At 39.1% G+C, this 20,018-nt stretch carries 22 protein-coding genes; 8 read left to right on the plus strand and 14 right to left on the minus strand.

Going from position 1 to position 20,018, the window contains the following annotated elements:
* Window positions 1-71: 71 nt before the first annotated feature.
* The 7 genes from RDV53_RS03910 to ilvA all read left to right on the plus strand — a co-directional run bounded on the left by RDV53_RS03910 (window position 72) and on the right by ilvA (window position 7,818).
* A complete protein-coding gene (locus tag RDV53_RS03910; RefSeq protein ID WP_005694935.1) occupies window positions 72-710 on the plus strand; it encodes a tellurite resistance TerB family protein in 639 nt (212 codons plus the stop codon).
* Between the two features lie 185 nt (window positions 711-895).
* Window positions 896-2,551, plus strand: coding sequence for an acetolactate synthase 2 catalytic subunit (gene ilvG / locus RDV53_RS03915; RefSeq protein WP_005694937.1), 1,656 nt, complete (start codon window positions 896-898; stop codon window positions 2,549-2,551).
* Window position 2,552: 1 nt separating this feature from the next.
* Window positions 2,553-2,771 (plus strand): acetolactate synthase 2 small subunit, encoded by a 219-nt coding sequence (gene ilvM, locus RDV53_RS03920; RefSeq protein ID WP_032822492.1) that lies wholly within the window; start codon window positions 2,553-2,555, stop codon window positions 2,769-2,771.
* Window positions 2,772-2,783: 12 nt separating this feature from the next.
* Window positions 2,784-3,482 (plus strand): hypothetical protein, encoded by a 699-nt coding sequence (locus RDV53_RS03925; RefSeq protein ID WP_005694939.1) that lies wholly within the window; start codon window positions 2,784-2,786, stop codon window positions 3,480-3,482.
* A 103-nt stretch (window positions 3,483-3,585) separates the two neighbouring features.
* Window positions 3,586-4,221: a hypothetical protein gene (locus RDV53_RS03930; protein WP_005694940.1), complete on the plus strand. Its 636-nt coding sequence runs from the start codon at window positions 3,586-3,588 to the stop codon at window positions 4,219-4,221.
* A gap of 129 nt (window positions 4,222-4,350) precedes the next feature.
* On the plus strand, window positions 4,351-6,189 hold the full coding sequence (ilvD, locus tag RDV53_RS03935) for a dihydroxy-acid dehydratase (RefSeq protein WP_005694941.1): 1,839 nt from the start codon (window positions 4,351-4,353) through the stop codon (window positions 6,187-6,189).
* Between the two features lie 87 nt (window positions 6,190-6,276).
* Window positions 6,277-7,818: a threonine ammonia-lyase, biosynthetic gene (gene ilvA / locus RDV53_RS03940; RefSeq protein WP_005694942.1), complete on the plus strand. Its 1,542-nt coding sequence runs from the start codon at window positions 6,277-6,279 to the stop codon at window positions 7,816-7,818.
* Window positions 7,819-7,867: 49 nt separating this feature from the next.
* Here ilvA and RDV53_RS03945 read toward each other — a convergent pair whose 3' ends face one another.
* The 11 genes from RDV53_RS03945 to RDV53_RS03995 all read right to left on the minus strand — a co-directional run bounded on the left by RDV53_RS03945 (window position 7,868) and on the right by RDV53_RS03995 (window position 15,895).
* The gene (locus RDV53_RS03945) at window positions 7,868-8,296 is read right to left on the minus strand and encodes a F0F1 ATP synthase subunit epsilon (RefSeq protein ID WP_005694943.1); all 429 of its coding nucleotides are present in this window, start codon (window positions 8,294-8,296) and stop codon (window positions 7,868-7,870) included.
* Between the two features lie 30 nt (window positions 8,297-8,326).
* The gene (atpD, locus tag RDV53_RS03950) at window positions 8,327-9,700 is read right to left on the minus strand and encodes a F0F1 ATP synthase subunit beta (RefSeq protein ID WP_005694944.1); all 1,374 of its coding nucleotides are present in this window, start codon (window positions 9,698-9,700) and stop codon (window positions 8,327-8,329) included.
* A 16-nt stretch (window positions 9,701-9,716) separates the two neighbouring features.
* Window positions 9,717-10,586: a F0F1 ATP synthase subunit gamma gene (gene atpG, locus RDV53_RS03955; RefSeq protein WP_005694946.1), complete on the minus strand. Its 870-nt coding sequence runs from the start codon at window positions 10,584-10,586 to the stop codon at window positions 9,717-9,719.
* Between the two features lie 18 nt (window positions 10,587-10,604).
* Window positions 10,605-12,146 (minus strand): F0F1 ATP synthase subunit alpha, encoded by a 1,542-nt coding sequence (gene atpA, locus RDV53_RS03960; protein ID WP_005694948.1) that lies wholly within the window; start codon window positions 12,144-12,146, stop codon window positions 10,605-10,607.
* A gap of 12 nt (window positions 12,147-12,158) precedes the next feature.
* Window positions 12,159-12,692 (minus strand): F0F1 ATP synthase subunit delta, encoded by a 534-nt coding sequence (gene atpH, locus RDV53_RS03965; RefSeq protein ID WP_005694950.1) that lies wholly within the window; start codon window positions 12,690-12,692, stop codon window positions 12,159-12,161.
* Between the two features lie 12 nt (window positions 12,693-12,704).
* Window positions 12,705-13,175 (minus strand): F0F1 ATP synthase subunit B, encoded by a 471-nt coding sequence (gene atpF, locus RDV53_RS03970; RefSeq protein ID WP_005694951.1) that lies wholly within the window; start codon window positions 13,173-13,175, stop codon window positions 12,705-12,707.
* A 49-nt stretch (window positions 13,176-13,224) separates the two neighbouring features.
* Complete coding sequence (gene atpE, locus RDV53_RS03975; RefSeq protein WP_005629249.1) at window positions 13,225-13,479, minus strand: F0F1 ATP synthase subunit C; 255 nt, start codon at window positions 13,477-13,479, stop codon at window positions 13,225-13,227.
* Window positions 13,480-13,533: 54 nt separating this feature from the next.
* The gene (atpB, locus tag RDV53_RS03980; protein ID WP_005694952.1) at window positions 13,534-14,322 is read right to left on the minus strand and encodes a F0F1 ATP synthase subunit A; all 789 of its coding nucleotides are present in this window, start codon (window positions 14,320-14,322) and stop codon (window positions 13,534-13,536) included.
* 31 nt (window positions 14,323-14,353) lie between these two features.
* Window positions 14,354-14,728 carry an ATP synthase subunit I gene (locus RDV53_RS03985; protein WP_005694953.1) on the minus strand — a complete coding sequence of 125 codons (375 nt, stop codon included), beginning with the start codon at window positions 14,726-14,728 and terminating at the stop codon, window positions 14,354-14,356.
* A gap of 139 nt (window positions 14,729-14,867) precedes the next feature.
* Entirely contained in the window at window positions 14,868-15,479 is a 612-nt protein-coding gene (gene rsmG / locus RDV53_RS03990; RefSeq protein WP_005694954.1) for a 16S rRNA (guanine(527)-N(7))-methyltransferase RsmG, read from the minus strand.
* Between the two features lie 59 nt (window positions 15,480-15,538).
* Window positions 15,539-15,895, minus strand: a complete 357-nt coding sequence (locus tag RDV53_RS03995) for a winged helix-turn-helix transcriptional regulator (protein WP_032827498.1) — start codon at window positions 15,893-15,895, stop codon at window positions 15,539-15,541.
* Window positions 15,896-16,062: 167 nt separating this feature from the next.
* Between RDV53_RS03995 and RDV53_RS04000 the strand changes: the two genes are divergently transcribed.
* Window positions 16,063-16,914 (plus strand): SDR family oxidoreductase, encoded by an 852-nt coding sequence (locus RDV53_RS04000; RefSeq protein WP_005694956.1) that lies wholly within the window; start codon window positions 16,063-16,065, stop codon window positions 16,912-16,914.
* Window positions 16,915-16,981: 67 nt separating this feature from the next.
* On the opposite strand, the gene mnmG is transcribed toward RDV53_RS04000, so the two are convergent.
* The 3 genes from mnmG to zapB form a co-directional block, all read right to left on the minus strand.
* The gene (gene mnmG / locus RDV53_RS04005; RefSeq protein ID WP_005694957.1) at window positions 16,982-18,871 is read right to left on the minus strand and encodes a tRNA uridine-5-carboxymethylaminomethyl(34) synthesis enzyme MnmG; all 1,890 of its coding nucleotides are present in this window, start codon (window positions 18,869-18,871) and stop codon (window positions 16,982-16,984) included.
* Between the two features lie 429 nt (window positions 18,872-19,300).
* On the minus strand, window positions 19,301-19,738 hold the full coding sequence (gene mioC, locus RDV53_RS04010; RefSeq protein ID WP_005694958.1) for an FMN-binding protein MioC: 438 nt from the start codon (window positions 19,736-19,738) through the stop codon (window positions 19,301-19,303).
* A 51-nt stretch (window positions 19,739-19,789) separates the two neighbouring features.
* Window positions 19,790-20,008, minus strand: a complete 219-nt coding sequence (zapB, locus tag RDV53_RS04015) for a cell division protein ZapB (protein WP_005699085.1) — start codon at window positions 20,006-20,008, stop codon at window positions 19,790-19,792.
* Between the last annotated feature and the right edge of the window lie 10 nt (window positions 20,009-20,018).

Consider the following 20,018-nt stretch of genomic DNA (forward strand, 5'->3'; position numbering starts at 1 on the left):
TTTTTTTTAAATTTTACTGACTAAAAGCCGTATTTAACTACTGTCAACAAAACAACCAAAAGGAAACATTTATGGATCTTAACAGCATTTTAAACCAAGTTTTAGATGTCGCTAAAAACTCTGCAAGCAAACTTGAAACTGGCAACCAAACTATCGACTCTCTCACTAAAGTAGGCGGCGGTGCTGCGTTAGGCGGTATTTTATCAATGATTTTAGGCCGTAGCGGTGGCGCAAGTTTAGCAAAATTAGGCTCACTTGCTGTATTAGGTAATCTTGCTTATCAAGCGTACCAAAACTATCAAAAATCCCAACAAAACAGCCAACCAAGCATTTCAGAAAATGCGTTTGATGTATTAAATTCATCAAGCCATGTCGATGCGGGTGAGTTGATTTTACGTACGATGATTGCTGCAGCGGCAGCAGATGGTGAAATCACTGAAGACGAAAAACAAACTATCGCAAATGAAGCAGGTAACAACCCTGAATTAGCACAGTGGCTTGAACAAGAAATTCAAAATCCAATTTCTATCAACGAGATTGCTCGTCTTGTAGGTAATGATACTGCACTTGCAAGCAATGTGTATTTAGCAGCTCGTTTAGTAAGCAAAGATTTATCTCGCAAAGAAATCATTTTCTTAGCAGATTTAGCACAAGCATTAGGCTTAGACGATGCGCTTGTTGAACAATTAGAAAAACAAGCAGGCTTCTAATTTTACGTGCAGAAAACATTGCATTTTCTGACCGCACTTTTCATAAAAAAACACGATAATCTTGGTTATCGTGTTTTTTTCGTTTGTTTTTTCGCGAAAATCTAACCAAAGGCGAAAAATTCCGCTACAATGCAAAACTTCAATATTCATAAAATTATTTAATAATCATAAAAACGGGAAGCAACATGACAGGCGCACAACTCATTATCGAATGTTTAAAAGCGCACGGTGTAACCGATCTTTTCGGCTACCCAGGCGGGGCAATCATGCCAACCTATGATGCCATCTATGACTCAGGTCTTGACCATCTCCTTTGTCGTAACGAACAAGGTGCCGCAATAGCTGCGATTGGTTATGCGCGCTCTACTGGCAAAGTCGGCGTTTGCGTGGCAACCTCTGGCCCAGGTGCAACCAATTTAATTACCGGTTTAGGCGATGCCTTTGCTGACTCTGTACCAATCGTGGCATTTACTGGCCAAGTGGCTGCTCCCCTTATCGGTACCGATGCTTTCCAAGAAGCCGATGTTTTAGGTTTATCTCTTGCTTGCACCAAGCACAGCTACATTGTGCAATCCATCGAAGAACTCCCCGAAATTATTGCCTCTGCTTTCCAAATTGCACAAAGTGGCAGACCAGGTCCAGTTCTCATTGATGTGCCTCGTAATATCCAAGTGAGCGATGTACCTGAACATGTAAAACCTATTGTCAAACCAGTCGTAAAACCAACCGCACTTTCAGAATTAAAATTAACTGAAGCAAAAGCATTATTGGCGCAAGCAAAAAAACCGGTGCTTTATGTAGGCGGCGGTGTAGGTATGGCGAAAGCCACACAAGCGGTCAACAAATTCCTACAAATCACCAAAATGCCATCCGTTTCAACATTGAAAGGTTTAGGCTCAATTGACCCAACCGATCCCGTTTATATGGGCATGATTGGTATGCACGGCACAAAAGCCGCAAACGTTGCCGTACAAGAATGTGATTTATTGTTAGTGTGCGGTGCACGTTTTGATGACCGTGTGACCGGTAAATTAGACAGTTTTGCGCCACACGCCAAAGTGATCCATTGTGATATTGATGCAGCAGAAATCAACAAACTCCGTGTGGCAAATGTTGCTCTTCAAGGTGATTTAATTCAAGCCTTAGAGGCTTTAAGTATCCCGCTTGAGATTAATGATTGGCGAGCACACATTCAAGCATTGAAAGCCAAACTCGATTTCACTTATATTGACAATGCAGGCAGCCGACCGATTGACCCTTGGTCGTTGCTCAACACGCTTTCTCAGCGTAAACCACAAAATGCGGTGATTTGTACCGATGTGGGCCAACACCAAATGTGGTCTGCACAACATATGCGCCATTTCGCACCAGAAAACTATATTACCTCCGCGGGTTTCGGCACCATGGGATTTGGTTTACCTGCAGCGGTAGGCGCGAAAAAAGCACGCCCTCATGATGAAGTGATTTTGGTAACAGGCGATGGTTCATTGATGATGAACATTCAAGAATTAGGCTCAATCAAACGTGGCAAATTACCGGTAAAAATTTTGCTGTTAGATAACCAACGCCTTGGTATGGTGCGTCAATGGCAAGACCTTTTCTGGAACAAACGCCGTTCAGAAACCATTTTAGAAGATAACCCTGATTTTGTGATGTTGGCAAAAGCCTTTGATATTCCAGCTGAACGCATTGAACAAGCTGACGAAGTAGATGAAGCGCTTAATCGCTTATTAAATAGCGAAACCGCTTATTTGTTACAAGTATGCATTCCACCTGATGAATGTGTATGGCCATTAGTCCCACCGGGTGCGTGCAATGCCGATATGTTGGAGGAAATTTAAGATGAACCAATATACTTTTGACTTGATCGCTCAACATCGCCCAGAGGTTTTAGAACGTGTATTACGCGTAATTCGTTTACGTGGTTTCACAGTGACTAATATGGATATGATCTTGGTAGACACCCAAGTGCAGTTAAAAATCACTGTAAAATCTGACCGCACTTTTGATTTGTTGGTGAATCAGTTGGCGAAGTTACCGGATGTGATTGAAATTAAGTAAAGGAACTTAAAAATGAAAAAGCTATTTACTTTTATTTTTCTGTTGTCAACAATCGTTTTGGCTGCTTGCTCGTCACGTTCGTCATCAACAACACAAGAGCCCATTGAGATGTTTATGTTTGGTCAAGATTGCAAGCTTTTTGTCTTTACCGATAAAGAAAGTTTTGAACTCTGTAGCTCTAGCGTCTCTGATTTATCGACATTTTTGAATAGCCCCTATGCCAAAGCGATTGAAAAAGTCATACCAGTTTTCCTTATCGATGAAGAAGACAAAAAGGTTTCTGCAAGATTAACATTGTATGTGCGAGCAGATAACTTAACGGAAAAACAACGTAATGAGTTATTAAAGAAATTTATGTTCCAAGAGACAACCGAAACGGTTAAAAAGAAATTACAGGAACGTTATAGTATTTCACCTCAGTTTAATATTTATAGTATAACTTACGAGGCAGAAGGTGTTAGCCGACAATATGAACATCGAAATGAACTGCTGGCAAAATATAAACTTGCAAAACCGATTATGGCAACAGTGGACCGATATTATGGTAGTAAAGTTAATACCTCTTCGTATTCTGATGATGATAAAACTATTAACCCACTGACTATTTTAACCGCATCATTATGGTTTCCGGTTGCGATGTTAACTTGTTTGGGTGACAAAGATTCAAGCCCTGGATTCGGTGCATTGTTTGATCCTTGCCCATTCCGTTAAATAGCAATAAAGTGCGGTTAAAATTCATAGTTAAAAACAATCACACTTTGGATTTATTAGTGAAGCGGTTGGGAAAATAACTGAAGATTATGAAGGTAAAAAAATGAAAAAAATGCGTTTATTTATTGGGATGTTGATAGCTACGTTTTTATTGGGCTGTGTAACAGCAGATCAACAATATAAAGAATTATCATCAAAAAAAGAAGTGATCAAATCTTTCTTTATTGCTGACAATCAGATTTATGCTATTGGGCAACTTAATAGTTATCAATTTAATAGTAAAGATAATGGGAATACAGCTCAATTAATTAAATTACTTGAGTCACCTTATACTAAAAATATTTCTTCTGTGAAGATTGATGAGATAAGAAAAAATGTTAAAACCAATGAAGTAGAGGCATTCTTATCAATATATTTTAACCACCAAAATTTAACAAAAGCTCAACTTGATGAACTTTATAATATAAATTCTCCTTATAGAGATGGACGTAGAATGTTTTTTTCAATGAATAATGGAAATCTTGTTGATATAAAAAATAAAAATGAGATTTTGCAAAAGGCTAAACTTATTCAGCCATTAGAAACAAAATATGTAGAGTTTAGCAATGAAAAAGAAATTAGTATTAATAAATTGAACAAAGAAGAGGCTGCACTTTCAGCTATTATTATTCCTTTTGCCATCATAGGGCTACCATTTGCAATCGTTGAGAAAGTTCTTACGACTGTTACGTATCCGTAAGGTACATGGATTTTTAATATAAACAAAACAATGTGATATCTGTAGAGGCAAATGTATGTGATTTGTCCCTACACTGTGAAATACAGAAGCTATATTTAGCAATAAATTTACTACCTGGAGAGATTATTTATGCCAAAACTACGTTCAGCGACCAGTACTCAGGGTCGTAATATGGCGGGTGCACGTGCCTTATGGCGTGCAACAGGGATGAAAGAAAATGACTTTGGTAAACCGATTATTGCGGTGGTGAACTCTTTCACCCAATTCGTACCTGGGCATGTTCATTTAAAAGATATGGGACAACTGGTTGCAGCTGAAATTGAAAAAGCTGGCGGCGTAGCAAAAGAATTCAATACCATTGCGGTAGATGATGGTATCGCGATGGGCCACGGTGGGATGCTTTATTCTTTACCAAGCCGTGATTTAATCGCAGATAGCGTGGAATATATGGTTAATGCACACTGTGCTGATGCGATGGTGTGTATTTCCAACTGTGACAAAATCACCCCAGGAATGTTAATGGCAGCAATGCGTTTGAACATTCCAACTATCTTCGTTTCAGGCGGCCCAATGGAAGCGGGTAAAACAAAATTATCTGATCAACTTATTCGCTTAGATTTAGTGGATGCGATGATTGAGGCGGCAGATCCAAATGTAAGTGATGAGCGTATTGATGCGATTGAGCGCAGCGCTTGCCCAACCTGTGGTTCTTGCTCAGGAATGTTTACCGCAAACTCTATGAACTGCTTAACGGAAGCCTTAGGTTTATCTTTACCGGGCAATGGCTCGATGTTAGCGACCCATGCTGACCGTAAAGAATTATTCTTAAAAGCTGGTCGTCAAATTGTTGAGCTTTGCAAACGCTATTACGAGCAAGACGATGAAAGCGTATTGCCACGTTCAATCGGCACCTTTGAAGCTTTTGAAAACGCTATGAGCTTAGATATTGCGATGGGTGGTTCAAGTAATACCGTTTTACACTTATTAGCGGCTGCTCAAGAAGCGGGTGTAGATTTCAAAATGGCGGATATTGACCGCTTATCACGCGTTGTGCCTTGCTTAAGCAAAATTGCACCAAACACCAATAAATACCACATGGAAGATGTGCACCGTGCAGGTGGCATTATGGGCTTATTAGGTGAATTAGATCGTGCAGGTTTAATCCATCGCGATACCAAAACCGTATTAGGAACAACACTAGAAGAACAATTAAATCAATACGATATTATTCGCAATAAAGACGAGGAATTACACAAATTCTTCCGTGCCGGACCTGCAGGTATTCGTACCACGCAAGCCTTCTCACAAGATTGTCGTTGGGATAGCGTAGATGATGACCGTGTAAGTGGATGTATCCGTAACAAAGAAAATGCCATTTCTCAAGAAGGTGGTCTAGCGGTATTGTTCGGTAACATCGCTAAAGATGGTTGTATCGTAAAAACGGCGGGTGTAGATGAGTCTATCTGGAAATTTACCGGTCGAGCAATCGTATTTGAAAGCCAAGAAGATGCGGTAGCCGGTATTTTAGGTAGCAAAGTGAAAGAAGGTCATGTAGTAGTCATTCGCTACGAAGGTCCAAAAGGCGGCCCAGGTATGCAAGAAATGTTATACCCAACCAGCTATTTAAAATCCATGGGCTTAGGTAAAAAATGTGCTTTATTAACAGATGGTCGTTTCTCTGGTGGTACATCTGGTTTATCTATCGGTCACGCTTCACCTGAAGCGGCTTCTGGCGGTGCGATCGGCTTAGTATATGATGACGATATTATCGAAATCGATATTCCAAATCGTGCGATTAATCTCAAAATCAGCGATGAAGAATTAGCAAAACGCCGTACCGAGCAAGATGCCAAAGGCTGGCAACCAGCTAACCGTGAACGTGAAGTGTCTTTTGCATTAAAAGTATTTGGTCACTTTGCAACATCTGCGGATAAAGGTGCTGTGCGTGATAAAAGTCTATTAAAATAATTTCTAATTATTCCTCCTCTCTTTTATGAGAGGAGGATAAAAACAAAGAAAAAATTAACCGCACTTCATCATAACAAATTAAGTATCATGAAAAATCTACTTACCAATCCTCAACCCTCTCAATCGGATTACATTAACGCGATTGTCAAATTTGGCTCCAGAGTATATGAAGCCGCTACCGTAACCCCGCTACAAAAAATGGGCAAATTATCTGATCGCCTACATAATAATATTTGGATTAAGCGTGAAGACCGACAGCCAGTAAATAGCTTTAAACTGCGTGGCGCCTATGCAATGATATCCAGCCTTTCTGATGAACAAAAACAGTCAGGTGTCATTGCTGCTTCTGCGGGTAATCATGCTCAGGGTGTTGCTTTATCAGCAAAACAGCTTGGATTAAAAGCATTAATTGTTATGCCACAAAATACACCGAGTATCAAAGTGGATGCAGTTCGCGGTTTTGGTGGTGAAGTGTTGTTACATGGAGCCAATTTTGATGAAGCCAAAGCTAAAGCCATTGAGCTTTCAAAATCTAAACATATGACATTTATCCCGCCTTTTGATCATCCATTGGTTATTGCTGGTCAAGGTACATTGGCGATGGAAATGCTCCAACAAGTTGCTGATTTAGATTATGTCTTTGTGCAAGTTGGTGGTGGTGGCCTTGCGGCTGGCGTAGCCATTTTGCTCAAACAATTTATGCCGGAAATTAAAGTCATTGGTGTCGAGTCCAAAGATTCAGCTTGTTTGAATGCAGCCTTAGAAAAGGGTGAACCTACAGATCTAGCACATGTTGGGCTATTTGCCGATGGCGTAGCAGTAAAACGTATTGGTGATGAAACATTCCGTTTATGTCAAAAATATTTAGATGGTATGGTATTGGTAGACAGCGATGAAGTTTGTGCGGCAATGAAAGATTTATTTGAAAACGTGCGTGCTGTCGCAGAGCCATCTGGTGCCTTAGGATTAGCTGGTTTGAAGAAATACGTGAAACAAAACAATTTGGAAGGCAAAAATATGGCGGCAATTCTATCTGGCGCCAACCTTAACTTCCATACATTGCGTTATGTTTCAGAACGTTGTGAAATTGGTGAAAACCGTGAAGCTTTATTGGCGGTAACGATGCCTGAACAACCAGGCAGCTTTTTAAAATTTGCTCATGTCATCGGAAACCGTGCAGTAACAGAATTCAGTTATCGTTATGCAGATAATCAAAAAGCCTGTATTTTCGTTGGTGTGCGCACGGCTAATGAAGCTGAAAAAGCAGAAATTATTGCTGATTTAACGAAAAATGGCTTTGATGTAGAAGATATGTCTGATGATGATATTGCGAAAACTCACGTGCGTTATTTAATGGGTGGACGAGTTTCTAATCATCATGAACGACTTTATAGCTTTGAATTTCCAGAACAAAAAGGCGCTTTACTTAAATTCTTAGAAATTTTGGGTAAACGTTGGAATATTTCATTATTCCATTATCGTGCACATGGAGCTGATTACGGTAATATTCTTGCGGCTTTCCAATTAGGCGAAAAAGATAACGCAGAATTTGAAAAAGCTTTAGCTGAACTCGGCTATGTTTATGAAGATGTGAGTGAAAGTAAAGCGTATCGATATTTCTTACGATAAAAAATAAAAAGAGCGGTCAAAATAACCGCTCTTTTTTATTATCATTAACTTATCGTTTTGATTTAACGAGTTTTTCAGTAAGTTCGTAAGCACGAAGTTTCGCCAACTCTTTAGAAAGTTTAGCTACAAGTAAATCATGATCCACATCAACAGCGTGATTCACAATATTTTCTTCCGCTTTACGTTTTGCTTCACGAATACGATCTGCATCTAACTCGCTACCGCGAATTGCAACATCGGCAAGTACCGTTACTACTTTAGGTTGAACTTCTAAAAAGCCACCTGAAACATAGATAACTTCTTCATTGCCATCTTCAAGGGTGAGTTTAACAATCCCTGGCTTAATCGCCGTCATCAAAGGGGTGTGGTTTGGTAAAATACCAAGTTCACCTTCCACACCTGTTGCTTGGATTTGTTTCACAGCACCTTCAAAGATTTTTCGTTCTGCGCTGACTATTATTAGGTTAAATGTCGCCATTTTTGTTCTCCTTCAAATGACTTGAAGTGATTACATATTTTTGGCTTTTTCTAGCGCTTCGTCGATTGTACCGACCATGTAGAACGCTTGTTCTGGAATATGGTCGTATTCGCCGTTTAAAATACCTTTAAAGCCACGGATAGTTTCTTTTAAAGAAACGTATTTACCTGGAGTACCGTTAAATACCTCAGCAACGAAGAACGGTTGTGATAAGAAACGTTCAATTTTACGTGCACGTGCTACCACAAGTTTGTCATCTTCAGATAACTCGTCCATACCAAGAATTGCGATAATATCTTTTAATTCTTTATAACGTTGTAAGATACCTTGAACACCACGCGCTACATCATAGTGCTCTTGACCAACAACGAGTGGGTCTAATTGACGTGAAGTTGAATCTAATGGGTCAACCGCAGGGTAAATACCTAAAGATGCAATTTGACGACTTAATACAACTGTTGAGTCTAAGTGCGCGAAGGTTGTTGCCGGAGATGGGTCAGTTAAGTCATCCGCAGGTACGTATACCGCTTGAACAGAGGTGATAGAACCTGTTTTGGTTGAAGTGATACGTTCTTGTAACACACCCATTTCTTCTGCTAATGTTGGTTGGTAACCTACCGCAGATGGCATACGACCTAATAACGCAGATACTTCAGTACCAGCAAGGGTATAACGATAGATGTTATCCACGAAGAATAATACATCACGACCCTCATCACGGAATTTCTCTGCCATAGTTAAACCGGTTAACGCAACACGTAAACGGTTACCTGGTGGCTCATTCATTTGTCCGTAAACTAACGATACTTTATCTAATACGTTAGAATCTTTCATTTCATGATAGAAGTCGTTACCTTCACGAGTACGCTCACCTACACCCGCAAATACGGAGTAACCTGAGTGCTCAATCGCGATATTACGGATTAATTCCATCATGTTAACGGTTTTACCTACACCCGCACCACCGAATAGACCTACTTTACCACCTTTTGCGAATGGACAAATTAAGTCGATAACTTTGATACCAGTTTCTAATAATTCCGTACTGTTAGATTGTTCTTCATAGCTTGGTGCCGGACGGTGAATAGACCAATTTTCTTCCGCGCCAATTTCACCTTGCTCATCGATTGGTTCACCTAATACGTTCATAATACGGCCTAACGTTTTAGTCCCTACTGGAACTTGAATAGGGTTACCCGTATTTTCTACTTTTAAGCCACGTTTTAAGCCGTCAGATGTACCTAATGCGATACAGCGAACTACACCGCCACCTAATTGTTGTTGAACTTCAAGGGTTAAACCTGATTCAACTTTTAATGCATCGTAAACTTTTGGTACTGCATCTTGTGGGAATTCAACGTCAATCACCGCACCGATGATTTGTACAATTTTTCCTGCTGACATTACCGTTCCTCTTTCATTAAATCGCTGCCGCGCCGGCGACGATTTCGTTTAATTCATTTGTAATACTTGCTTGACGGGCTTTATTGTAAACTAATCGCAAGTCATTGATTAAATTACCTGCATTATCAGTTGCCGCTTTCATTGCTACCATTCTAGCAGCTTGCTCGGAAGCAAGGTTATCTACCACAGATTGATACACTTGTGACTCCAAATAACGAGTAAGCAAACTGTCTAATAAGACTTTTGGCTCTGGCTCGTAAAGGTAATCCCAGGTGCTTTGTCTTTGCTCTAAATTATCGGTTTCTAATGCCGGTAATGGTATTAATTGTTGATAAACTGGTTTTTGTGCCATTGTATTAACGAATTTATTGTAGGCAATATAAACTGCATCTACTTCTTCGTCTTTATAGCTACCAAACATACCGTTTGCAACACCAATTAAGTCTTCCATTGTCGGATTATCACCCAAACCGGAAAGTTGTGCACGAACAGGTAATCCTAATGAACGGAAGAAGCTAATACCTTTTGAGCCAATTAAACCCAATTCAACATTAACACCTTTATCTTTCCATTGTTTGATTTCTGTCATGACGGTTTTAAACAAGTTAATGTTCAAACCACCACACATTCCGCGGTCAGTCGAGACCACTAAGATCCCGACTTTTTTCACTTCGCGTTGAATTAAAAATGGGTGTTTATAACCAACACTTGCTTTAGAGACGTGGCTGATAACATTTCGTATTGTTTCAGAATACGGACGAGAAGCCGACATACGATCCTGCGTTTTACGCATTTTCGAGGTCGCCACCATTTCCATTGCCTTTGTAATTTTTTGTGTACTTTGTACACTGGCAATTTTGGTTTTTATCTCTTTTGCACCTGCCATCTTATTTCTCCGTTACTTTTACCACGCGCTGTTGGCTTTAAAGTTATCCAAAATCGTTTTCAATGATGCTTTAACTTCATCATTGTAATTGCCGGTTTTGGTCAATTCAGCCATAAACTCGCTGTGGTTACGGCGAGCGTAATCTAAAAGTGCGGCTTCAAAACTTGCAATTTTTTGCAATTCCACATCTTCTAAATAGCCAAACTCAACCGCGAAAAGCAACACAGATTGCTCTGCTACGCTAAGCGGTACATATTGTTTTTGTTTCAATAATTCAGTGACTTTTTCACCGTGAGAAAGTTGTTTGCGGGTAGCATCATCAAGGTCAGATGCGAACTGAGCAAACGCTGCTAATTCACGATATTGAGCTAATGCAGTACGGATACCACCAGCTAATTTCTTCACTACTTTAGTTTGTGCAGAACCACCCACACGAGATACCGAAATACCTGGGTTTACCGCTGGGCGAATACCAGAGTTAAATAAGTTAGATTCTAAGAAAATCTGACCATCGGTAATCGAAATTACGTTGGTTGGAACGAATGCTGAAACGTCACCTGCTTGAGTTTCAATAATTGGAAGAGCGGTTAAAGAACCGGTTTTTCCTTTTACTGCACCTTGAGTAAATTTTTCTACGTATTCTTCACTTACACGTGCTGCACGTTCAAGTAAACGTGAGTGTAGATAGAATACGTCACCTGGATAAGCTTCACGACCTGGTGGACGACGTAATAATAATGAAATTTGACGATAAGCAACGGCTTGTTTTGATAAGTCATCGTAAACGATTAACGCATCTTCACCGCGATCACGGAAATATTCACCCATTGCACAACCAGCATAAGGCGCTAAATATTGTAACGCAGCTGATTCAGATGCAGATGCCGCAACAACGATTGTATTTTCAAGTGCACCATGCTCTTCTAATTTACGCACTACGTTTGCAATAGTCGACGCTTTTTGACCAATCGCGACATAGATACATTTAATACCTGAATCACGTTGGTTAATAATTGCGTCGATTGCTAATGCTGTTTTACCCGTTTGACGGTCACCGATGATTAACTCACGTTGACCACGACCGATTGGAACCATAGAGTCAACCGCTTTATAACCGGTTTGTACAGGCTGATCAACAGATTTACGATCGATAACACCTGGTGCAATGACTTCAACAGGAGAGAAACCATCATTTTCAATTTCACCTTTACCATCGATTGGCTGGCCAAGTGTATTAACCACACGACCTAATAAACCACGACCAACTGGTACTTCAAGGATACGGCCAGTACATTGTACTTCCATACCTTCCGCTAAATCTGCGTAAGGGCCCATTACTACCGCACCAACAGAATCACGTTCAAGGTTAAGTGCCATTGCGTAACGGTTGCCTGGTAAGGCGATCATTTCGCCTTGCATCACATCGCTTAAGCCATGAATACGAATAATCCCGTCACTTACAGAAACAATTGTCCCTGTATTACGGGCTTCGCTCACCACGTCAAATTGAGCGATGCGTTTTTTAATCAATTCACTAATTTCAGTTGAATTTAGTTGCATCTTGTATTCCTCTTATAATTGCAACTCATTTGCGAGACGAGTAAGTTGTCCACGACTACTTCCGTCAATCACAAAATCTTCTGTACGAATCACTACACCGGCAATCAGTGAGCTATCTACATTGCAATTTAATTTCACTTTGCGAGCTAATCTTTTTTCCATTGCAGCTGCAATTTTTTCGATTTGTGTTGCATTCAATGGTTGTGCAGAAGTTACTTCAACTTCTGCAATAGCTTGATGTTCTTCCACATAATGTTTAAATTCTTCAAACACGGTAGGAATCGCACTCAAACGCTTATTTTCAGCCATTAACCGAATAAGATTTTGCCCATATTGATCCAATTGTTCGCCACAAATAGAAATTACTGTATCAGCTAATTTCTGTGCAGAAAGAGAACTACTTAAGTAAGCTTTTACCGTTTCATCTTCAGCTACGGCTGCAGCAAAGCCTAACATTTCAGTCCATTTTTCGACCGCACTTTGTTCAATGGCAAAGTCGAATGCAGCTTTTGCATAAGGGCGAGCTATTGTAGTTAATTCTGACATAAGCTAAGCCTCTTATAACTCTGCAACTAATTTATCAATAATGTCATTGTTTGCCGCTTCATCAATAGAACGACCCACAATTTTCTCAGCACCCGCTACTGCTAATGAAGCCACTTTAATACGTAATTCTTCTTGAACACGTTTACGTTCTGCTTCTACTTCAGCATAACCTTGAGCAATAATTTTTGCTTTTAGTTCTTCAGCTTCTGCCTTCACTTCGTCTAACACTTCATTGCGACGTTTATTCGCAGCATCTAAAATTTCTTGAGCTTGTACTTTTGCAGATAGAAGTTCTTGTTCAACAAGATTTTTAGTATCTGCTTGCTCTTTTTTCGCTGCTTCAGCTGACGCTAAGGCGTTCGCAATTTGGCTTTGACGTGTTTCAATCGCATTAATAATTGGTGGCCAAACAAACTTCATGCAGAACCACACAAAAAGTGCGAACGCAATAAGTTGACCAATCAATGTTGCATTTAAATTCACAACGTCCTCCTTACTATGCTTGTTTTACGTTGATAAGCAAATAAGGTGATTAGTGTAATAAACCGATGAATGGGTTTGCAAAAATGAAAAGTAATGAAATACCAACAGCAATCATTGCAATCGCATCCAAAAGACCAGCTACGATAAACATTTTAGTTTGTAGGCTAGATGCTAATTCAGGTTGACGAGCAGATGATTCTAAGAATTTACCACCTAAGATCGCAAAGCCGATTGCAGTACCTAATGCAGCAAATGCAAGAAGAATTGATGCACCAATGATTGTCGCTGTAATTACAGTTTCCATAATGTTCTCCAATAGATAGAAGTTAAATTTAGCCCTAGAGCCGGTTAATAAAAATTAATGTTCTGCTTTATTATAAGCAATACTTAAGTAAACCACCGTTAACATCATAAAGATGAATGCTTGTAACGTAATAACCAAAATATGGAAAATAGCCCAAGCTAGGTGTAATGGGATTCCCAATGCCGCAATGGCCACATTTGCAGAGTACATCACAGCGATAAGAATAAAGATTAATTCTCCTGCATACATATTACCGAAAAGACGGAAAGCAAGAGAAATAGGTTTAGCTAATAAAGTTACGGTTTCAAGAATAAAGTTTACAGGAATAAACGCCCAATGATTAAAAGGGTGGAGTGTATATTCTTTAACTAAACCACCAAAACCTTTTGATTTAATTGTATAGAAAAGAATGAGGAAGAATACACAGATTGACATACCTAGTGTTGCACTGATATCTGCTGTTGGTACTGCTCTTAAATAATGAATACCAAAAAGACCTGCAAGTTGAGGAAGAAAATCAACAGGAATCAAGTCAATTGCATTCATAATGAATACCCAGCAGAAAATGGTTAAAGCAATTGGTGCTACCACATTACGCGGACCATGAAAGTTTTCTTTCACAATAGCATCAACCCAATCAACCACAATCTCAACCAAACATTGCATTTTGCCTGGTACGCCTGTCGTTGCATTTTTTGCAACACGAGAAAAGATAAACAAGAAAATCACTGCAGATACGATCGAGAAAAAGAGCGTATCAACATGAACATTCCAGAAACCATCACCTGTTTTTAAGAAGCTCAAGTGGTGGCCAATATATTCGGAAGTCGTTTGTCCAGACATAGTCAACCCTTTGTAGAAAAAAGAAAAAAATTTAAGATTTATTTAACAAAAACGGAATAAAATTATTCAACGCTAATGCAGTAAAAAAACCAACAAAAAATAAAATAAAATGTGAGATAGAAAGCCATTTAAAGGCCCCCCCCACAAGCACAATCGTTAGCATAAACTTCAATGCTTCACCGCGATAAAATGCTGTTAATTTTGTTGAAAAATCTTGTTTGCGAAAAAAAACAATATAAGTAAAAGCACAAAATGGCACAAAAGCACAGATAAATCCTAAACTAAAATCTACCGCACTTTTACCTTGCCAAAGCGCAACTAACAAACCAAAAACAACAAGGCAAACTGATTCAATAATCATCGCTTTTTGATATCGATTTTTGGCCTCTGTTAAAACCTTAGACATTATCTTATTTTTTAAAATACAAAAACTACCTAATTATACCCGTGCTACAAAGAGTTTCAACTTTTAAACAGCTAAAAAATGTTAAATAAATCACACTTTTAAAAATTTATTCACAAAATAACCATAAAATAAGTGTGTTTTATCGTAAAACGATTAAATGTCGCTCACCTACAAGCTCAGGGACATGTAAAGTTATCACGTCTTTTACTTCGAATTTTTTGTCTAATTCTTGAACTTCATCTTCGTGATAAATGCCTTTTAAAGCATAAAAATATCCATCTTGTTTTGGTAAATGATGACACCAATCAGTCATATCTTTTAACGAAGCAAATGCACGACTTAATACGCCGTCGAATTTTTGTTCAGATTGATATTCCTCAACGCGGCTAAGAACAGGTTCTACATTTGTTAGTCCTAACTCACGTACTGCATTTCGAATGAAGCTAATACGCTTACCTAAACTATCTAACAAGACAAATTGCTTGGTAGGATTAATAATGGCTAAAGGCAGGCCTGGCAAGCCTGGACCGGTTCCCACATCAATAAAACGATCTCCTTGTAAATAAGAACTAACAACAATACTATCCAAGATATGTTTAACTAACATTTCTTGCGGATCACGCACAGAGGTTAAATTATAGGCCTTGTTCCATTTATTGAGTAATTGTACTAACTGGATCAGTTGATCTTTTTGTAGATCTGTTAATTGGATTTCTGCTTGAGTCAGTAAATTTTCGAGTTTTGCTTTCATTTTTCTATCTATCTTGTCTGTTTGTCGTCATTCTACTTGAAAATGCCTACCTTGAAACATTATTTCTTCTGGCTTGCCAAAATATTCCCTAAATTTGTTTCCAACCAATCCACTAACTCAAACATCTTATTAGAAGCCTCTGCTCCAAATTCTGTTAATGTGTAATCCACTTGCGGCGGCACGGTATTATAGGATTTACGGATTAACATGCCGTCTGCTTCCAGTTCTTGCAAGGTTTTAGTCAACATACGTTCGCTTACACCATCAATGGCTCGACGAAGTTCACTAAAACGCTTGGTACCAGAATGCAAACTCACCAACACCAATGCGCCCCAACGGCTGGTTAAATGTTGCAAAATTTGGCGAGAAGGGCAAGCTGAAGCCAGAACATTCCCACGATTTAAATTTTTTTTCATTTTTAATTCCTTAAAAATCAACAAGTTAAAAATTATTTTTTTAAAAATTCCAAAACTTACGTTTATGTAAGTACTTCTTAAAAGTAAGTATTGAAATATAATACGCCACATCAAGCGAACAATCAAATGTTCAAATATCATTTCAACTTAACGAGAAGGAAAACATCATGACAACTAAAACTATCGCAATTACTGGTGCAACAGGTCAATTTGGCGCAATCGCATTAGACTTATTAAAAGCAAAACAAGCAAACGTTCTTGCGCTTGTACGCTCTCCAGAAAAAATTTTAGGTGTAGAAGCTCGCAAATTTGATTATTCAAAAACAGAAGGACAAGTAGAAGCATTACAAGGCGTAGATACATTAATTTTGGTATCAAGTAATGAAATCGGTCAGCGTTTTGTACAACACAACAATGTAATTGAATCAGCGAAAAAAGCCAGCGTGAAACATATTATCTACACCAGCTTACTCGGCGCGACCAACGACAATACCGTAAAATCCCTTGCTGGTGAGCACGTTGAAACTGAAGCAGCATTAAAAGCTTCGGGCATTACTTACACCATTTTACGCAATGGTTGGTACACCGAAAACTACACAGCTTCAATTCCAGCAGCATTAGCAAACAATGCTTTCTACGGTTCAGCAAAAAACGGCAAAATTTCGTCTGTACTCCGTGCAGAACTTGCTGAAGCAGCGGTAAATGTTGCATTAAGTGAAGGTCATGAAAACCAAACTTACGAGCTTGCCGGATCAACCAGCTGGACATTAGCTGACCTTGCAGCAGAAATCAGCAAACAAACAGGTAAAGATATCCCTTACGTGGATATTCCTGCAGCAGATTATGCTGCAGCACTTGTACAAGCAGGATTAGATGAAGGCTTTGCAGGCTTAATTGCACAATGGGATGTGGATGCGTCAAACGGTGCGTTATTCTCAGAAGACAAAACCCTTGAGAAATTGCTTGGCCGCCCAACAGCAGGACTGGATGTGGCGGTGAAACAAGCTCTCGATCACTAATAACTTTTTTAAGTTAAGCATATAAAAAAGTGCGGTCAAAATTAACCGCACTTTTCATTTCTAAACATTATTCGCCGCGTTTTAGCATACCTTGTTTTTTCAAATTCACCAGAATAATTGAAATTGCCGCAGGAGTTATACCTGAAATTCGGCTGGCTTGACCAATGGAAACTGGACGATGCTGTTCCAACTTCGCACGTACTTCATTAGATAAACCAGACACTTTACTGTAATCAAAGTTAGCCGGGATAGCTGTATTTTCGTGGCGTTTTTGTTTTTCAATTTCTTCTTGTTGATGCTCAATATAGCCTTGATACTTAATAGCAATTTCTACTTGTTCTACGGCTTCTCTGTCTTCCATTGCCGGTTTGTATGGCGTTAAAGAAGTCAAAATATCGTAGGTCATTTCTGGACGACGCAATAAATCTTCACCATTTGCTTCACGCACAAGTGGACTACCAAGTACTTTATTGGCTTCTTCTAAATATTCAGAACGCGGATGCAACCAAATGCTGCGTAAGCGTTGGCGTTCCTGTTCGATATTTTCCATTTTTTGATTGAAGCGAGCCCAGCGAGCCTCATCAATCAAACCTAATTCATAGGCAATTGGCGTTAAACGAATGTCTGCATTGTCTTCACGTAATAACAAACGGTATTCCGCACGAGAAGTAAATACGCGATACGGTTCTTTGGTACCAAGCGTGCAAAGGTCATCCACCAATACGCCAGTATAGGATTGATCGCGACGTGGATACCATGCCTCTTTTTCTTGTACATAAAGACCTGCGTTAATCCCTGCTAATAAACCTTGTGCCGCCGCTTCTTCATAACCCGTTGTACCATTAATTTGACCCGCAAAGAACAAACCAGAAATAGATTTAGTTTCTAAAGTAGGTTTTAAATCACGCGGATCAAAATAATCATATTCAATGGCATAACCTGGTTTAATGATACGAGCTTTTTCCAAACCTTTCATGGAGTTCACAATACCCATTTGTACGTCAAACGGCAAACTAGTAGAGATCCCGTTTGGATACACTTCATTACTGGTTAAGCCTTCTGGTTCCAAATAGATTTGATGTGAATTACGATCCGCAAAACGCATCACTTTATCTTCAATAGATGGACAATAACGCGGACCGATTCCTTCAATCACACCGGTATACATTGGACTACGATCCAAGTTATTACGGATCACTTCATGAGTTTGTTCATTAGTATGGGTGATATAACAAGGAATTTGTTGAGGATGATCATCCACTGATCCCATAAAAGAGAACACAGGCAACACCTCATCACCATGCTGTTTAGCTAAAATATCAAAATTGATTGTACGTGCATCAATACGCGGTGGTGTACCGGTTTTTAAACGATCAACGCGTAAATTCAAATCACGTAAACGATGAGAAAGTGTAACGGATGCCGGATCACCAGCTCGACCGCCTTCATAATGTTCTAAACCAATATGGATCTTACCCGCTAAAAAAGTACCGGCAGTTAAAACCACCGATTTAGCACGGAATTTAAGCCCCATTTTGGTTTCCACACCACAAACGCAATCTTGCTCAACTAAAATATCGGTTACTTCTTGTTGGAAAATATCTAAATTAGGTTGATTCTCTAGTGCGATGCGTACAGCTTGACGGTATAACACGCGGTCAGCTTGAGCACGAGTTGCGCGTACAGCAGGTCCTTTACTGCTGTTTAAAGTACGAAATTGAATCCCCGCCTTATCTGCAGCATGCGCCATTAAACCGCCCATGGCATCCACTTCTTTCACTAAATGGCCTTTACCAATACCACCAATAGCGGGGTTACATGACATTTGTCCAAGGGTATCAACGTTATGTGTCAATAACAGGGTTTTTAATCCCATGCGTGCTGGTGCCAATGCGGCTTCTGTCCCGGCATGACCGCCACCAACAACGATCACATCATAATTTTCGGTGTAAAACATATCTCTCTCTTCGTCTTCAATTTGATCTTCGATCTAAAAATAGGCGCTATTCTACTGAAAATTCCGTGTGCTTGAAAGCAAGAATTCAATTTGTGATGAGAGAAGATCGAGAGATAATAAAGATAAGATCTATTTATATATAAAGATCTTATTATTGTTACTATTAGGATCCTTTTACGCTGTGAATAAGATCCTTTTCCTTTTTTAAATGAAGACGTTAGATCATTTTAGACTGTGTTGAAATGTCATCAGTTTGACGTTTTTTTCTTGTGGATAACCTTCAATTTTATCCACAGTTAAAACAACCCTTATATTTATTCAGTGGAAAAGAACATTTTTTTGACAGGTTTTATTAAAGTTATCCACAGGTGATTTTTTTGGATATGGATAAATAAAAAGCGATAAACTCAAATTATCGCTTTATTATGACTAAAGTGCATTTATAAATTGTGGCAGCCAATCTTCAGCAAATTGTTCTTGATCATCAACATGCAAGACATCTATTTTTAAACTCTCACAGATTTTGACCGCACTTTTTTTACTTAATTGTGTTTCGACTTTATTTACGGCATGACAGAATGTATCGTAATCTGAATTACCTAAGCCTACAACGGCAAAGCGGAGGGAAGATAAATCTTTATCTGATGCCGCAATTTGTTCAAAGAGTGGTTTCAAATTATCAGGCAATTCACCTGCACCATGTGTAGAAGTGACAATCAACCAAATATTTTCATCAATCACCTCATCAAGTTCTGGTCCGTGGAAAAGTGCGGTCGAAAAACCTTGCGTTTTTAACACCTCTTCTAAATGTTCCGCTACATATTCAGCGCTGCCTAATGTGCTGCCTGAAATCACGCAAATATTCATATTGTTTCCTAATAAGAAAAAAGGCTTAGATTTTCTAAGCCTTTATAGTCATTATACGTTGTCGAATTTACCCAACAATGAACGAATATGTTCTTGCCAGTTGCGGTGCTCATTTTTAAGTTGCTCATTTTCATTTCGCAAGGCTTCTACTGATTGTTGAGATTGATTTTTTTGTTCTTTTAACTCTTCTACTTCAAGTTGAAGTAATTGAATCGTTTCTACTGCTTGTTTAATTTTTTCTTCAAGCTGATCTAAAATTTCTAAAGACATAGTGATTTCC

The sequence above is a fragment of the Haemophilus parainfluenzae ATCC 33392 genome, assembly GCF_031191205.1.
Lineage (GTDB): Bacteria > Pseudomonadota > Gammaproteobacteria > Enterobacterales > Pasteurellaceae > Haemophilus_D > Haemophilus_D parainfluenzae.

Coding starts and splice junctions, on each gene's coding strand:
- atpB (WP_005694952.1), bottom strand. CDS start 14,322: ATGTCTGGACAAACGACTTCCGAATATATTGGCCACCACTTGAGCTTC.
- atpG (WP_005694946.1), bottom strand. CDS start 10,586: ATGGCAGGTGCAAAAGAGATAAAAACCAAAATTGCCAGTGTACAAAGT.
- RDV53_RS03930 (WP_005694940.1), top strand. CDS start 3,586: ATGAAAAAAATGCGTTTATTTATTGGGATGTTGATAGCTACGTTTTTA.
- ilvD (WP_005694941.1), top strand. CDS start 4,351: ATGCCAAAACTACGTTCAGCGACCAGTACTCAGGGTCGTAATATGGCG.
- atpH (WP_005694950.1), bottom strand. CDS start 12,692: ATGTCAGAATTAACTACAATAGCTCGCCCTTATGCAAAAGCTGCATTC.
- RDV53_RS04000 (WP_005694956.1), top strand. CDS start 16,063: ATGACAACTAAAACTATCGCAATTACTGGTGCAACAGGTCAATTTGGC.
- RDV53_RS03945 (WP_005694943.1), bottom strand. CDS start 8,296: ATGGCGACATTTAACCTAATAATAGTCAGCGCAGAACGAAAAATCTTT.
- atpA (WP_005694948.1), bottom strand. CDS start 12,146: ATGCAACTAAATTCAACTGAAATTAGTGAATTGATTAAAAAACGCATC.
- ilvG (WP_005694937.1), top strand. CDS start 896: ATGACAGGCGCACAACTCATTATCGAATGTTTAAAAGCGCACGGTGTA.
- ilvA (WP_005694942.1), top strand. CDS start 6,277: ATGAAAAATCTACTTACCAATCCTCAACCCTCTCAATCGGATTACATT.
- atpD (WP_005694944.1), bottom strand. CDS start 9,700: ATGTCAGCAGGAAAAATTGTACAAATCATCGGTGCGGTGATTGACGTT.
- rsmG (WP_005694954.1), bottom strand. CDS start 15,479: ATGAAAGCAAAACTCGAAAATTTACTGACTCAAGCAGAAATCCAATTA.
- RDV53_RS03910 (WP_005694935.1), top strand. CDS start 72: ATGGATCTTAACAGCATTTTAAACCAAGTTTTAGATGTCGCTAAAAAC.
- RDV53_RS03995 (WP_032827498.1), bottom strand. CDS start 15,895: ATGAAAAAAAATTTAAATCGTGGGAATGTTCTGGCTTCAGCTTGCCCT.
- zapB (WP_005699085.1), bottom strand. CDS start 20,008: ATGTCTTTAGAAATTTTAGATCAGCTTGAAGAAAAAATTAAACAAGCA.
- atpE (WP_005629249.1), bottom strand. CDS start 13,479: ATGGAAACTGTAATTACAGCGACAATCATTGGTGCATCAATTCTTCTT.
- mioC (WP_005694958.1), bottom strand. CDS start 19,738: ATGAATATTTGCGTGATTTCAGGCAGCACATTAGGCAGCGCTGAATAT.
- RDV53_RS03985 (WP_005694953.1), bottom strand. CDS start 14,728: ATGTCTAAGGTTTTAACAGAGGCCAAAAATCGATATCAAAAAGCGATG.
- RDV53_RS03925 (WP_005694939.1), top strand. CDS start 2,784: ATGAAAAAGCTATTTACTTTTATTTTTCTGTTGTCAACAATCGTTTTG.
- mnmG (WP_005694957.1), bottom strand. CDS start 18,871: ATGTTTTACACCGAAAATTATGATGTGATCGTTGTTGGTGGCGGTCAT.
- ilvM (WP_032822492.1), top strand. CDS start 2,553: ATGAACCAATATACTTTTGACTTGATCGCTCAACATCGCCCAGAGGTT.